General features: G+C 58.1%; 18 protein-coding genes and 1 pseudogene. 13 read left to right on the forward strand and 6 right to left on the reverse strand.

Features of this window, described 5'->3' with window-relative positions; genetic code table 11:
• Positions 1–316, reverse strand: a pseudogene (locus tag BGIM_RS65880) (hypothetical protein); the annotation flags it as partial.
• 483 nt (positions 317–799) lie between these two features.
• Entirely contained in the window at positions 800–1,201 is a 402-nt protein-coding gene (locus BGIM_RS67150; protein ID WP_238537646.1) for a hypothetical protein, read from the reverse strand.
• Between the two features lie 66 nt (positions 1,202–1,267).
• Between BGIM_RS67150 and BGIM_RS67155 the strand changes: the two genes are divergently transcribed.
• Together BGIM_RS67155 and BGIM_RS0116300 are read left to right on the forward strand one after the other, a co-directional pair.
• On the forward strand, positions 1,268–1,618 hold the full coding sequence (locus BGIM_RS67155) for a hypothetical protein (RefSeq protein ID WP_238537647.1): 351 nt from the start codon (positions 1,268–1,270) through the stop codon (positions 1,616–1,618).
• A 78-nt stretch (positions 1,619–1,696) separates the two neighbouring features.
• On the forward strand, positions 1,697–3,190 hold the full coding sequence (locus tag BGIM_RS0116300; RefSeq protein WP_020470817.1) for a serine hydrolase: 1,494 nt from the start codon (positions 1,697–1,699) through the stop codon (positions 3,188–3,190).
• Between the two features lie 24 nt (positions 3,191–3,214).
• On the opposite strand, the gene BGIM_RS0116305 is transcribed toward BGIM_RS0116300, so the two are convergent.
• Positions 3,215–4,657 (reverse strand): MATE family efflux transporter, encoded by a 1,443-nt coding sequence (locus BGIM_RS0116305; protein ID WP_020470818.1) that lies wholly within the window; start codon positions 4,655–4,657, stop codon positions 3,215–3,217.
• A gap of 70 nt (positions 4,658–4,727) precedes the next feature.
• On the opposite strand from BGIM_RS0116305, the gene BGIM_RS0116310 reads away from it, so the two are divergent.
• Positions 4,728–5,339 carry a 3-keto-disaccharide hydrolase gene (locus BGIM_RS0116310; RefSeq protein ID WP_020470819.1) on the forward strand — a complete coding sequence of 204 codons (612 nt, stop codon included), beginning with the start codon at positions 4,728–4,730 and terminating at the stop codon, positions 5,337–5,339.
• 1 nt (position 5,340) lies between these two features.
• On the opposite strand, the gene BGIM_RS0116315 is transcribed toward BGIM_RS0116310, so the two are convergent.
• Complete coding sequence (locus BGIM_RS0116315) at positions 5,341–6,024, reverse strand: DUF2293 domain-containing protein (RefSeq protein ID WP_020470820.1); 684 nt, start codon at positions 6,022–6,024, stop codon at positions 5,341–5,343.
• Positions 6,025–6,028: 4 nt separating this feature from the next.
• On the opposite strand from BGIM_RS0116315, the gene BGIM_RS62970 reads away from it, so the two are divergent.
• On the forward strand, positions 6,029–6,454 hold the full coding sequence (locus BGIM_RS62970; protein WP_157369056.1) for a hypothetical protein: 426 nt from the start codon (positions 6,029–6,031) through the stop codon (positions 6,452–6,454).
• 5 nt (positions 6,455–6,459) lie between these two features.
• On the opposite strand, the gene BGIM_RS0116325 is transcribed toward BGIM_RS62970, so the two are convergent.
• Positions 6,460–7,011 (reverse strand): hypothetical protein, encoded by a 552-nt coding sequence (locus BGIM_RS0116325; RefSeq protein WP_157369058.1) that lies wholly within the window; start codon positions 7,009–7,011, stop codon positions 6,460–6,462.
• A gap of 141 nt (positions 7,012–7,152) precedes the next feature.
• Between BGIM_RS0116325 and BGIM_RS0116330 the strand changes: the two genes are divergently transcribed.
• The 9 genes from BGIM_RS0116330 (at position 7,153) to BGIM_RS0116370 (ending at position 12,649) form a co-directional block, all read left to right on the forward strand.
• Positions 7,153–7,728, forward strand: coding sequence for a hypothetical protein (locus tag BGIM_RS0116330; RefSeq protein WP_020470823.1), 576 nt, complete (start codon positions 7,153–7,155; stop codon positions 7,726–7,728).
• A 49-nt stretch (positions 7,729–7,777) separates the two neighbouring features.
• Complete coding sequence (locus tag BGIM_RS0116335) at positions 7,778–8,356, forward strand: hypothetical protein (protein WP_020470824.1); 579 nt, start codon at positions 7,778–7,780, stop codon at positions 8,354–8,356.
• A gap of 35 nt (positions 8,357–8,391) precedes the next feature.
• Positions 8,392–8,982 carry a hypothetical protein gene (locus BGIM_RS0116340; protein WP_020470825.1) on the forward strand — a complete coding sequence of 197 codons (591 nt, stop codon included), beginning with the start codon at positions 8,392–8,394 and terminating at the stop codon, positions 8,980–8,982.
• A gap of 36 nt (positions 8,983–9,018) precedes the next feature.
• On the forward strand, positions 9,019–9,546 hold the full coding sequence (locus tag BGIM_RS0116345) for a hypothetical protein (RefSeq protein ID WP_020470826.1): 528 nt from the start codon (positions 9,019–9,021) through the stop codon (positions 9,544–9,546).
• 68 nt (positions 9,547–9,614) lie between these two features.
• Positions 9,615–10,166 carry a hypothetical protein gene (locus BGIM_RS0116350; RefSeq protein WP_020470827.1) on the forward strand — a complete coding sequence of 184 codons (552 nt, stop codon included), beginning with the start codon at positions 9,615–9,617 and terminating at the stop codon, positions 10,164–10,166.
• Positions 10,167–10,410: 244 nt separating this feature from the next.
• On the forward strand, positions 10,411–10,773 hold the full coding sequence (locus BGIM_RS0116355) for a hypothetical protein (protein ID WP_157369060.1): 363 nt from the start codon (positions 10,411–10,413) through the stop codon (positions 10,771–10,773).
• 24 nt (positions 10,774–10,797) lie between these two features.
• On the forward strand, positions 10,798–11,334 hold the full coding sequence (locus BGIM_RS0116360) for a hypothetical protein (protein ID WP_020470829.1): 537 nt from the start codon (positions 10,798–10,800) through the stop codon (positions 11,332–11,334).
• A 134-nt stretch (positions 11,335–11,468) separates the two neighbouring features.
• Positions 11,469–12,020 carry a hypothetical protein gene (locus BGIM_RS0116365; protein ID WP_157369062.1) on the forward strand — a complete coding sequence of 184 codons (552 nt, stop codon included), beginning with the start codon at positions 11,469–11,471 and terminating at the stop codon, positions 12,018–12,020.
• A gap of 80 nt (positions 12,021–12,100) precedes the next feature.
• On the forward strand, positions 12,101–12,649 hold the full coding sequence (locus BGIM_RS0116370; protein ID WP_020470831.1) for a hypothetical protein: 549 nt from the start codon (positions 12,101–12,103) through the stop codon (positions 12,647–12,649).
• A 1-nt stretch (position 12,650) separates the two neighbouring features.
• Here the strand turns inward: BGIM_RS0116370 and tssA are convergent, their stop codons facing one another.
• A complete protein-coding gene (gene tssA / locus BGIM_RS0116375) occupies positions 12,651–13,676 on the reverse strand; it encodes a type VI secretion system protein TssA (RefSeq protein WP_020470832.1) in 1,026 nt (341 codons plus the stop codon).
• Between the last annotated feature and the right edge of the window lie 91 nt (positions 13,677–13,767).

Genomic DNA, 13,767 nt, shown 5'->3' on the forward strand with positions numbered 1-13,767 from the left:
CTCCCAAGGGGGCGGCGGTCAGATCGGCGGCCAAATCGGTGGCCAAATTGGTGGTCAGATTGGTGGCTTTGGCGGTCAGATCGGCGGTCAGATTGGTGGCTTCGGCGGTCAGATTGGCGGCCAAATTGGTGGCTTCGGCGGTCAGATCGGCGGTCAGATTGGTGGCTTCGGCGGCCAAATCGGTGGCATTGGCGGTGGTTTCGGCGGCCAAATCGGTGGCATTGGCGGTGGTTTCGGTGGCGGTTTCGGCGGCAAGGGGGTCGGCTTTGCCGGCGGCTACGGGGTGTGATTCTCCCTGTTTCTTTGTTTCGGCCATTTTTCACAGGTCGGCTCGTTCATCGAGTCGGCCTGTTTTTCGTCACACGCGTCTCCGCCAACAGCTCCTCCGCATTAGCGCCCTTTTCTGGTTCTCCCGGATAGCCCTCGCTTTTTCGCCAACCACTTTGAATGGTTGAAACGATCACGCGCCTCTTGACCTGATTATTGGGAAATCCGGCCGCTCTTCTCCTCCGTCTTAACAGTATCGGGGCGACCGTCGGACGCAATTCTTTTGCGGAAGCGGCGGGTTTTCCCGTGTGGATGGCGAAGTGTTTTTGGCAAACCACGATTGACCTCGTAAGAGTCGCGTGGAAGAATGGTATCTTCCAAGATCTGATTTTTGATTGGATTTTTCCAACGAGAATTTCCAATCAACGTTTATCAAACAGACGGGATTGATTGCGAACCCTGCGCACAGGGGCATCCGGTCACTCCAACACCCTCAAGCAGATGTCTGGAAATGCCTATTTGAAGGGAGCTCTCAATCATGTCCGTTTCGATCAAAAATATTTTGGGTGCCACGGCGCTCGTTTTGGGAGGCATCTCGCTGATGCCGATGCCCAACGAGGCATCGGCCCAAATCCGACCGTTCTTCCCGGGCGGTCCCCGCCCTGGAATTCCCAACCCGCCCGCCGTTCCCCCTGGCTACAACCAGAACATCTTCAAGGGAACCGTGAACAATAACAACGGCAACAATAACGGGAATAATAACGGCAACAACAACGGGAACAATAACGGCAACAACAGCGGCAACAACAGCGGCCAATTCGGTGGCCAGTTCGGCGGCGGTCAGTTTGGCGGTGGCCAATTCGGTGGCCAGAGCTTCAGTGGCGGTCAAAGCTTCAGCGGCGGTGGTCAAAGCTTCAGCGGCGGCCAAACCCAACTGAATCTTCCGGGGGTAACCACCCAACCCCAGCTCGGCGGCACCCAGATTTGGCAATACATGCAGATGACTGGCGTCTCCCAAGGCGGCCTGCAGGGTGGTCAAATCGGCGGTCAGATCGGTGGCCAAATCGGCGGCCAGATTGGCGGATTCGGCGGTCAGATCGGCGGCCAGATTGGCGGATTCGGTGGCCAGATTGGCGGTCAGATCGGTGGTTTTGGCGGTCAGATCGGTGGCATTGGCGGGATCGGTGGCATCGGCGGGATTGGTGGCATCGGTGGAATTGGAGGCATCGGCGGGATTGGTGGCATCGGCGGCCTTGGAGGTCTTGGAGGCATCGGTGGGATTGGTGGCATCGGCGGGATTGGTGGTATCGGTGGCAAGGGCCTCGGATTTGCCGGTGGCTACGGGGTGTGATTCTTCCCGGTTTGCCTGATTCAATCAACGTTCGCAGGTCGGCTCGTTCATCGGGTCGGCCTGTTTTTATTGACACTCATGAACCAACTTTGCCGATTGCTTTTCGCCCTGTTCATCTCCCTCGGGCCGGTGGTCCTGCCGCTGCCGGCCCAGGAGGCCCGGTTGCGGGAGATCATTGCGACGAATCGCAAGGCTTGGGATGTGCCGGGCGTGAATGTCGTCGCCGTTGACCGGACTTCGACGATTGCCATCGTTTCAGACGGCGTTCGAGAAATCGGCGGCAAGCCAATCACGCCGGGGGTCGTCTTCCCGCTGGCCTCCTGCACCAAGCAATTCACCACCGCCATCATGGCCAGTCTGGTGGACGAGGGGGTGCTGGCATGGAACGATCCGGTTCGCAAGTATCTCCCGTGGTTCAAACTGGCCGACCCGGCGGCCAGCGAACTGGTCTTGGTCCGCGATCTCCTCTGCCATCGAACCGGCCTGCCCGCCCATGATTTGCTTTGGTATCACACCCCCTGGCCGACCGAGGAAGTTGTCCGGCGATGTAATCTGATGCCGGCGACCGCCCCGTTCCGCATGGAACTGCAATATCAGAGCATCATGTACATGGCGGCCGGGTTGGTTTGCGAAAAAGCCTCCGGGAAGCCGTGGGGGGAGTTGGTCGAAAGCCGGATCTTCCGTCCATTGGGAATGAAGACGGCCGGCGTGACCCAACCCGATCCGGCCAAGGCGGAAACCATCATCGGCCACCGCGCCAACCCGGAGGGAAAGCTGGCGGCCGTTCCCCTCTATGAGATGAAGACCCCCAACAGCGCCGGTTCCATCCATGCCTCGGCCGAGGATCTGGCCCCGTGGTTGAAGTTCCTCCTCAATGAGGGAACCGTCGGGGAGCGACCGCTCATCTCTGCGAAAAACCTTCGGGAAACCTGGACCCCGCAAACGATCATCCGCCGGGAAGGGCTGACCGCCCGGATGAACCCGCACACCGAGCAACTTTCCTACGGCCTTGGCTGGGTCGTACAGGACTACCGCGGCCACCTGCTCTGCCAGCACGCCGGTTTCATTGACGGCCTTCGCGTTCACATCACGATGATGCCAAAGGATGGCATCGCCTTCGCCATTTTCGCCAACCGCGAAGGAACACGAATGAACGCCGCCCTGAGCAACCAACTCGTCGATCACTTCTTGAAACTTCCCCCGTTGACCGACTGGAGCAAATTGTTCCAAGAGATCGCCGCCGACGAGGAATCTGCCGCCCGGCGCGAGCAAAAACAACTGGAAGTGGCCCGCCGCGCGAGTACGCCGCCATCGCTGCCGCTCGCCCGATACGCCGGGAAGTATGAACACCCGGCGTATGGTGTGATGGAGATCATCGCCGGGAAGAAGGGCTTGGAATGGAAATGGAACGGGTGGAACCTCTCCCTGAGTCATTGGGAGGTGAATACGTTCAAGATTGACACGGACAACCCGCAATTACTCGGGATGTTTATTTCGTTCGTTGTTGCCGATGGAAACGTCCGGCTGGTTCGTTTCACCGGGCTGGAATTCACCCCGAAAACGGGGGAGTGACAGGCCGGGTTTCGCCAGTCAGCATCACACCCGCACGGTCTTCCACCGGCCGCTGGTGAACCGCCAGACAAACAACGCTCCGCGCACCATCAGGTCGGCGAACATGGCGAGCCAGGCGCCGAAGAGTCCGAGGTTCCAGCCGGGGATGATGATTCCGGCCCCCAAATCCAGTTGATCCCGCGTGAGCAAGTAAGCAATCGGCAACCGGATGGCGAGGAAGCCGATCCAACTCAGCAGAATGGGAAACCGGGTGTCGCCCGCCCCGCGCAAAACGCCCGTCAGCACGATGATTGCCGAGAGCGGCGGCATGGCGAAGGCCACCAGCCGCAGAATGGGAACCCCGGCATCCACCACGGGTTGTTGATGGGCATGAGGGCTGAAAAAATGGAACATGGCCGGGGCGAACGTGAAGAACAGCACCCCCATGAGGGACATCGTCACGCAGCCGAACAACAGGGCGACACGGGCCGACCGGGCGGCTTCGTGCGGCCGCTTCGCCCCGAGGTTCTGCCCGACGAGGGCCGACGCCGCCGTAGCGAACGCCTGGCCGGACATATAGCCCAACCCCTCGCAACGGATGGCCGTGCCGTGGGCCGTCGCCGCCACATTCCCGAGGGCGTTGACGAGCGACAGAAACCAAAGCTGGCACAAGCCGATGGACAAGGTGTCCACGCTGGCCGGCAAGCTGATCCGCAGGATGCGATAAATCAACGGAAAATCGGGCCACAAGTCGGCGCCCCGTAATCTCAGCCCGTGCCGGCCGACCAATAACACGCCCAATACGGTCAGGGAGCCGCACGCATGGCTGAGGGCCGTTCCCATGCCGATGCCGTAAAAGCCCATTCCGGGAATTGGCCCGAAACCGTGGAAACAGGTCCACGCCATCGGAATGTTCAGCAGGGCGACCCCTCCCAGCACAAACGGCCCCGTGCGGGTGTCCCCCGCCCCCACCAGACAGGCGATGGCCGATTGTTCCAGCAATTGGAACGTCACCAGAAAGAAAATCGGCTGAAGGAACTGCACGGCGCTCCAGGCCGTTTCGTCCCGCAGGCCGAGGGCATGAACAGCCCACGGCAGGGCGAACAGGGCCAGAGGCGTGCCGATGATCCCGAAGACAAAGGCCAGCGCCAGCGATTGATTGGCCACCCGGTTGGCCCGGTCCCGCTCCCCGGCCCCGACGAAACGGGCGACGAGGGCCGTCCCCCCGACGGAAACGAGGGCCGAGGCGGAGGAAATAAACCACGAAATGTAATTGGCGGTCGTCTGGGCGGCTTGGTGGCCGATATGCAGCGTCGGGTCTTCCGGCGGGTTGTTTCCGGCCAGAAACTGGTCGTACAGGGCGACGCTGAGGATCAAAAATTGCTGAACCAGAACCGGCCACGCCAGCCCGATCACCAGCCAGCCCAAGGGTTTGCGGACAGTCACCAACGACGGTTCGGGCGGGGTCGTTGTTTCGGAGTTCGACATGAGGCCCAATCGTGTTCTATGCTTCCCGTCGGACATTCCCATGATAGCCAAACACCGCTGAGTTTTCCCGATGCGCACCGTCATTCTCACCGCACTCATCGGTTTGATCGCCTCGCTGGTCTTTTCGTTTCCCGCGAAATCGGAAGGCGAACCCGTCGGGGTTCCTCTGATTCGCAAACAAATGAAAGAATGGTCCCGAAGCGGATCGGGCAAAAATCCCTGGCAACTGACCACGGCTGACACGCTTGTTTGCGAGGCCGCCAAGGAGTCTTACTCCTTCGAGGAATTGTTTGGGGACGGGACATTCCATGTCGAATGGCGGTTCACCCCGACCGCGTCCAACGCGAAAAAAGCGGTGGCCGCCTCCGTCACCGTGCGGGGCAATGGCGAGCAGAATTGCAAGATCGCCTTGGGAACGGATTGCGGCAAGATGACCACGTCAATCGTCGCCAGCAACGACCATCTCAAGGCATTCGAGACGATCCCCGCCGGGGTCAAGCCCAAGGCCATCGGCGACTGGAACAGCATGACCATCAAACTGGAAGGCCGGTCGGCGGCCGTCATCATCAACGGGGTGACTGTTGCTTCCGTGGTGAACGCCCCCGCGACCGGCACATTTTCCGTGAACGCCGAGGGCGACCCGGTGGAGTTCCGCAACATCCGCTGGCAGGCCGCCCGCTGAGTTAGCGCAAGGCCACCCGCAACGGGCAATCGACCTCCGCGATCACATCCCCCCGGCGATAGCGTTCCAGCATCGCCTTCGATTGTTGAGCCAGCTTTCGCCGAACTTCCCGGCGGTCTCCCCGGCCGCGTGAAATTTCCATCATGTCGTATTCGGTGGTCTGATGCCGCAGCCAGGCGATGACGGCCGCCGCCGCCCGGTCGCCGATGGGGATGCGCTTCGTCCGGGCCACCGTGCCACTACCGACCGGCGTGGCGTGGGTGGTGACGGCCTTCGCCACCAATTCAGCCAATTCCGCATGATTTGGGTGGAAGTGCAGGTAGGCCAGCACGGCCCCGTGAAAGTCGTCTGTGTACTCGGCCTGAACCTTCTCCCGCCGTTTGGCCGCCGACCGCTGCTTGGCCGCGTAACTTTCGGTGGACCGCTCGGCCTCCAGATCGGCCTTTGCCTTGGTGATATGTTCGCCCGGCGCCCAAACGCCCCGCGACATGATCCGCCGACCCTTCTTCTCCAACATCGTCCACGTCGGCCCGGCCGCCTTGACCCGCCGGGTCAACCCCGCGTCACCGGGAGGCAGCAGAACCCACCCGGCGGGAATCTCCAGAATCGCCCCGCCGTCCGCGATCACCGTCTTGGGCCGCGGCCCCGGCCAGACATCAATAGTGGCGTTCTCATGCCCGATCATTCACTTGCCCATTTTGACTCGTTTGAAAGTCGTTAGTATCGTCAGCGGAGTGACCTTGGCTTTAAACTCCTTTGGTCGGATGGGACCAAAGCGGGAGGATCAAGACTGTCTGACTTCAAAATCAGAGGGTTTTGCTGGTGGAAGACAAGGAAAACAGATTGGTTTTCGCCCCAAGGGGGCGCTTGAGAATAGCCAGGGGTGGAAGCCCCTGGTCAACGACGGCCAAAAGGAATCCACCCCAACGGGGTGGCACAACCAGCAAGCGCCGCCCCGTTGGGGCGGAAAACCTCAAATGGCGGGATTCCAGGGGCGGCGGCCGCCCCTGGCTATTTTCGAGCGCCCCCTTGGGGCGAAAACCAACCGCCAACGCATGCCAGAAAAATTGGCTGCATCCGGCGGAGGTGAACTGGCCCATTATCAGAAGAAATAATGGGCCTACTTAAAATCTGCCTTGCTCAGTTCAGCGGGTGCGGTCGGCTCGGTTCCAAAATACAGGACAAAACAGAGGCATTGGTTGAGATCCACACCTTGAGTGTGCAGCCTGTTTAAGTCCGGCCATTGGCGTGCCTCTTTAGTGAAGTCCGTCTGTTTCCACATTGCGACGAACTTGGCCAGAACTTCAGCAGCACTGCGAGCGACGTAATCATCCCACCCCTCGTCAGGAAGTCGTTTGTCACTGTCTGCCGAGAGCCAGTACAGTTCGCAAGTGCCTTCAGGGATGCGGAACTGAGCCTGCCCGCCGAATGTGGCAAGTCGGCTTGCTACGGCGGCGGTAACCGCCTCCTCTACGGCAGGGAATGGCCAGGCGTACTCCTTTCCTCGAAGCGTGGCTTTACTCAGGACGGAGTACGGTAGAAATTTATCGCACATAGCGTCCAGTATGGCGTTCGAGAGGTGACGGGAGAAGTGCAAACCGGAAGTGACAATCCAGAAGTGAATTGGCCTGTTGCCGGAACAGGTTCGCTTGGAGCATTCAAGATTTTCCAAGGATCAAATCAAGTCCCCAACAGCCCATTACGGAGTAACCGTACCACGGTGATGACATCAGACAGAGAAAACCGGAAGATGACAGCCGGGGGAAAAGAAAGTTGAAGTCGTTGCTTGCCGTCCCGGCGATAAGGAATCCGCATGGAACTTCTCTGCCTCGGTTTTTTTCTTCTGTCTTTCGCGGTGTCTGTTGTTTTTCTGGTGGTGATGGCCGGCCGTTTTCTGTCCTCCATTCACCGGACGGTGAAACTGGTCAGTCCCGAGCATCGGCAACTTTCGCCCGGTTTTGTCTGGTATCTGCTGATTCCCGGCGTCGGATTCTTTCTGGCCGTTTGGATGGTCTGCGCCGTGGCCGCGTCGCTTCGATATCAATTTGAATCGATCAAAGAACAGCAACCCGAAGATTCTTACGGCTTGGTGGCCGGCCTGATCTGGGCCTACAGCCTGCTGGCGTTTGTGCTGGTCACGGGGCTGGCTCTCTCCATCAACCTGTCGTCCTTGTCGACTCTGCCGATCAACGCCCTCTGCCTGACGATCTACGCCTTTTTCGTGTCGGCCTTCATCGGCTGGATCGCCTATCGCGAGCAGATCAGAGAATACAAAAGCCGACTGGAGAAACATTCCGCAACCGGCCGGATCATTGTCCGCACCCAAGAGGAACTGGATTACGGGGACGACATCGGGGAGAGAAAGCCCGAGGACGACGGTCGGTCGTGAACAACAGGTTGAGACCGCGGCTTCCCGTCTCTGCAAATAGAAAACTCACATGGAAATCCTCTGCTTCGGCCTTTTTTTGTTGGTGTTACCAGTCCTTGGATTCGTAGCCGTCATCGGATTCCTCGTTGCCATTCACCGGACGGTCAAACTGGTCAGTCCCGAGCATCGGCAACTTTCGCCCGGTTTTGTCTGGTGCTTGCTGATCCCCGGTGTCGGATTCTTTCTGGCCGTTTGGATGGTTTGGGCGGTGTCGGAGTCGCTTCGCCGTCAATTCGAGGCGCTCGGCGAACCCCGAAACGGAGGTTTCCACGGGTTGGTGTCCGGCATGATTTGGTCGTGCGGCCAACTGACGCTGATCTGTGCTTTGAGCCTCGCTCCCTTCGTCAGCATTTCATCTCTGAAACCGCTGGTCGCCCAGATAATCATTATCGCGATCATGTTCGCTATTGTGGCGCCCATCATCGGCTGGCCTATTTATTGGCAGGAAATCACCGAATTCAAAACCATGCTGGAGAAGCATGTCGCGTCTGGCCGCCTCGACAGTCTTTCGCAAGAAGAACAAGACTACGGGGATGACATCGGAGAGCGAAAACCGGAAAGCGACGATCGGTCGGGAACAGAGGGCTGAAGTCATTGCTTCCCGTTACCGCAAAAGGAACTCACATGGACGCCTTGGGCCTCGGCTTGTTGCTTTTGTCTTTGGTGGTGTTGGCCGTGGTTGTGGTGGCGACAATCAGCCGTTTTTTGTTCGCTATTTCCCGGACGGTGGAATTAATCAGCCCCGAGTATCGGCAGCAATTTTTCCCCGGCTTTGTCTGGTGTTTGCTGATCCCCGTCGTCGGGGCTTTGATGGCTGTTTGGATGGTTTGGGCGCTGACATCATCGCTTCGCCGTCAATTCGAGGCGCTCGGCGAAGGCCAGGCCGCGGGTTCTTTTGGCCTGATTTCCGGCATGGGTTGGGCGTGTGGCCAACTGACGCTGACGTTGGTTTTGTGCCTTGATGCGTTCTTTAATCTTTCATCCTTGGACGATCCGGTCCCCCAGACGATTACTTTGACGATCTTTGCCATCTTCACGGTGGCCGCCATTGACTGGTTCATTTATTGGGGAATCATTGTTGAACTAAAAACCCTGCTGGAGAGCCATTCCGCGTCCGGCCGCATCAGCGGTCTCAGCCAAGAAGAACAAGACTACGGGGATGGCACCGGAGAGAGAGAACCCGAGAACGACAGCCCGGCGGGGACAGATAACTGAAATCGCCGCTTCCGGCCTGCGCAACAAGGAAATCGCATGGAACTGCTTTGTTTCGGCGTTTTTATTTTGCTTCTGCTGACACTGGTCATTTTTGGACTTGTTGTCATTGTCAATTTCCTGCTCACCATGCACCGGACCATGAAGACGATCAGTCCCGAGCATCGGCGATTTCCACCCGGTGTTGTCTGGTTTTGTTTGATCCCCGGCGCGGGGATCTTTTGGGCCATGTGGATGGTGTGGGCCTTGTCATGGTCGCTTCGGAGTCAATTTGAAGCCCTCGAAGAACACAAGGCCGGAGACTTTTATGGGTTAACCGCCGGGTTGGTTTGGACAGGCAGTCTGGTGGTCTTTGGGGGCGTTTTGTGGTTTTGGCCCGTCTTGTTCTTGCCCGCATGTGTGTTTGTCTTCACGGTTCGATGCGTTTATTGGGTGGAGATCAGCGAACATAAAGCCCGGCTTGAGAAGTTTGCCGCAACCGGTCGCATCAACGGCCTCAGCCAGGAGGAACTGGATTACGGAGAAGACATCAACGAGCGCTCCCCCGGCGATGATCGCCCGGTCTAAAATGGGGGTGAGGCAGTCGCCCCCCCCCAAGAAGGCGGCGCTTCGCGGCCTTTGAGCAAAGGGCTTTCATGAATATTGAGGCCATGCTGTTTCTGTGCATTGCCGGGTTGCTGGCGTTGCTGTTTGTTTGCGCCATCCTGGCTTATGTCCTATTTCATCTCTCGGTTTATCGCACGCTGAAGCTCGTCCGGGTCGAACATCGGCAATTGTTGCCCGCCTTGGTTTGGTTCGGGTTGGTTCCGGTCGCGGGGTTGTTCGTGTCGATCGGGATGATTCTCGGGGTGTCGTATTCTCTGCGCCGGCAATTCGTGGCGCTTGGCGAACACGAACCGGGCGATTCGTATGGCTTGTCGCCCGGCCAGTTTTGGTTTTGCGGGCTGGCCCTCGCCGCCGAGGCCGCGCTGGCCGGAAACATGCCGGCGTTTTCGGAAACCGCCGGGCCGGTGATGGTTCTGGGAATGACGGGAAGCATGGCGGCTTGGATTGTCTACTGGATCCAAATCGACGACTACAAGGAACGCCTTCAAAGGCACTTCACCACCGATTCACACACGCCGGAAGAACAAGACTACGGGGACGGCTTGCAAAAGGGCCACCCCGACGAAGAGGACCGGCCGTAAATTAACGTCAGGCGAAATTCCCCTTGAAGCCGCCAAGATTCGCCGCCGTGGCCTTCAGAGAATTCGTATGGAATTTGAGATTTTGATCGGTTCCATTCTGTTTGCTCTGATCGTCGGGATGGGAAGCGTTTTCTTGGCGTTCCTGTGGACCGCTTTCCGCGTGACAAGACTCATCCGGCCGGAGCATCGGCAGCTTGACCCCGCATCCGTGTTCCTCTGCCTGATTCCCTTCGCGGGATATCCCGTGGCCGTCTGGATGGTGCAATCATTGGCGATCTCACTCCGGAAACAATTCGAGGCGCTTGGCGAGCCGGATCCCGCAGATTCATATGGGCTGGATGCCGGGCAAACCTGGCCGGTTGGCATTCTCGGCATTGGCTTCTTTTTGACATTCGGCTGCTTGTCAAAACTGCACACGATGACGGTATTCATGATCGGTGTGTTTATCGTGGTTGGTTTCAACGGTTGGGTAAACTATTGGTGGCAACTCGGGAAATATAAAGCCCGTCTCAAGAAGCATTTTGATAATCTTCCGCTCACTCAGGAAGAACTGGACTACGCGGACGATATCCGGGAAGGCCGCCCTGATGAACAGGACCGTTGGTAATTGCATTTGAGGCAATGAGCACTCATGGGCTGGTTCTTCTTGTTTTTGATTGTCCCGCTGTTCTTATTGATTGCCATCGTCTGCGGAATATTCGCGTTGTTCCTTGGCTCGATAGGCGATTTATTGAAAACAATCCGGCCGGAACATCGGCGGATGGCGCCCGGCCTTGTCTGGTATTGCCTGATTCCAGGGGCGGGGGCCGTCATGGCCGTCTGGATGGTTCACCAAGTGGCCGCTTCGCTTCGGAGGCAATTCACCGCCTTGGGGAAGCCCGAACCAACCAACACCTATTCGCTGGTGACCGGCCAAATATGGACCGGCGGTGCCGTTCTGGCCATCGTGTCTTGTGTGGTCGGTTATCAGATGGGTGACTTCGACATCGCCGGTCCGGTTGTCTCGATGTTGTTCATCGCGGCCTTTCTGGGTTGGATCACCTATTGGGTGCGAATGACCCGATATAAAAACCGCCTCCGGCAATATTTGCCAGTCGATTACTTGTCCCGATTGTCGCCCGAGGAACTGGATTACGGGGATGATTTGCCGCATCAAGCCGGGCATTGATCTTTGCCGACAAATGATCTGCGGCGGATGCAATCGGGAAGTTTCAATGGGCTTGGATCATCTGTTGTTGTTGCCCTGAGCTTCGCCTCCATTGGATCGTGGTCGCCATCCCCATTTATCGTCTGGTGTTCATCATGCCTTCCGAACAATTAATAATACTTCTCGTCATTCTGGGTTTGGTTGCTGTCGGATACGCTCTTCGGGTTGTGATCGCCATCACCACCCATCGTCTGGCGCTCGTCATGCGTCCCGAGTTTCGGCAAATCTCACCCGGCGAGGCTTGGTATGGACTGATTCCGGTGATCGGATTCATATTTATCCTGTATACGGCTCGGCAGCTGGCAATCTCGCTGCAAAAGCAATTCGAGGCGATTGGCGAACAGCACGGCGATGATGTGCATGAGATTCCACCCTTTCGTACCAAGTTCATCCGTTATTTGGTTTATGCTTGGTTGATTTTTATCCTGTTAATTATTGGGGTGAATTCTCATCCGTTGATGGGTCCCGTCTTCTTGGTTATGCAATTTTTCGGAATTCCGCTTGTTTTGATGTCTTATTGTTTGATAAAAATTGGCGGCTACAAAAGGCGGCTGGAACAGCATTTTTCCGACACATCGCTCAGCCAGGATGAGAGGGATTTCGACGAAGACATCCCGCCTCGCCAAGAGGAATCGCCGCCGCAATAAGAGTGGGCGGAGTACTCTGGTCTCCCCGCCGTTTCAGGAAAAGCATTGATCTTTGTCGATAAATGAATCGAGGAGCTTCAATGGGTTTCGATCATCCGCTGCTGACACTCATCATCGTCGCCTCGGGCTTCTTCCTTGTCGGATACGGTCTTTGGATTATGATCGCCATCACCATGTATCGCACGGCGCTCGTCATACGTCCCGAACATCGGCAAATCCGTCCCGGCGAGGTGTGGTACAGCCTGATTCCCGGAATGGGAATCATCTTTGCCATCTGGGCAATCCATCAATTGGCAATTTCATTGTGCGAACAATTCAATGCGATTGGCGAACGCTCCAATGATGAGGCGTATGGCATGCGGGGTTATCAGCATGACAATCTGCTCCGCGTTGGTTGTGTGATTTGTATCTTGGCGATATTGACGGGCAACAATCACTTATTGTTGACGACGGCTATTTTTGCCTTGCAATCAGTCGTTCCCTTCGTCGTATTGATTGGCTATTGGAGGCGAATTGGCAATTTCAAAAGGCGGCTGGAACAGCATTTTTCCGGCACATCGCTCAGCCAGGATGAGAGGGATTTCGACGAAGACATCTCGCCCCGCCAAGAAGAATCGTCGCCGCAATAAATCATTCCCGGACCACGCCAAGGAGTTGGTCGAGTTCGTCGTTGGCGCCGCTGTTTTGCCGGATGATTTCTCGCATCAGTTCGGGGAATGAGAGGCCACCGAGCCGCACGGCCCGGCGGATCATCAGCGGGATCGGGCTGTGGGGTTCCAGCGCTTGCAGGGCGTCAGCGATCTGGCTGAGCTGGCGGTACAGGTCGTCGCGGGACATCCCCGCCGGTTGGGCGTGGAACACCGGGGCAGGGGCCGTTCCGCCGGCGGAGGCCGTCGCTGTCGGCGCGGCCGGGGCATGGGTTTCCTCGGCCAGCGGGATGTTGAGCTTTTTGCTGATGCCCTCCATCATCGTTTTGCATTCGGCGACGGCCGCCCCGAGGGTGGAACCGCCGGCCAGAAGGCTGAGGTCGGCTTGGGCGATCTTTTCGTCCACGGCCTTTGAGAGTTCCACCAGTTCCCGCTCGGCCTCCAGCAAGTCCGCGTAATTCTGGCGAAAATCGTCAATCTCCACATCCCGGCGATTGGCCCCCTCGATGGCGAGGCGGGAGGCCGTTTCGGCGTCCTGCCAGTCGTGTAGCGAATAGGCTGTTTTCTTGATGCGAATCATCGGCAGCCTGCCCAGGCTCGCCGGGAAACGGGCGGCCCGTGTGGCGTCGTTCATCCAGTTAAGCGGGCCGGTTCGCAGGTCGAGATCTTCCGGCGTTTCGGGCACGGGGTGGAAGGTGTCCCACCATTCGTTCCAGAATCGCCGCAACAGGGTCAGCCCTTCACGCAGGCCGCCGAACCCATGCAGGCGGGTGGCCGCTTCCGCGAGCCGGGTGGCGACGAGCAAATCCTTGCCGGTGTTTTGCAGCGCCTCCTCGGCCAGTCGTCGCACCATCGGCCAGTCGGCTTTCACGCTCGGGTCGAAAGGGTCTTCCTTGCGGGCGATGTCAAGTTGCTGCCGAAGCACCACCGACGCCGGTTGGCCGGCCGGTTCCCCGCCGGGGATGGGTTGCAGGAGGGCGTCGATCTCGAGGTATGGTTCGCGGGGCATGAGTGTTGATTTCCGGGGGAGGCTTGTTTGATGATAGGGAATGAACCAATGGGGCGTTATGCTAGTTGCGGGAAGGCCAGTCGCTTGATTT

Source organism: Zavarzinella formosa DSM 19928 (assembly GCF_000255705.1).
Taxonomy (GTDB): Bacteria; Planctomycetota; Planctomycetia; order Gemmatales; family Gemmataceae; genus Zavarzinella; species Zavarzinella formosa.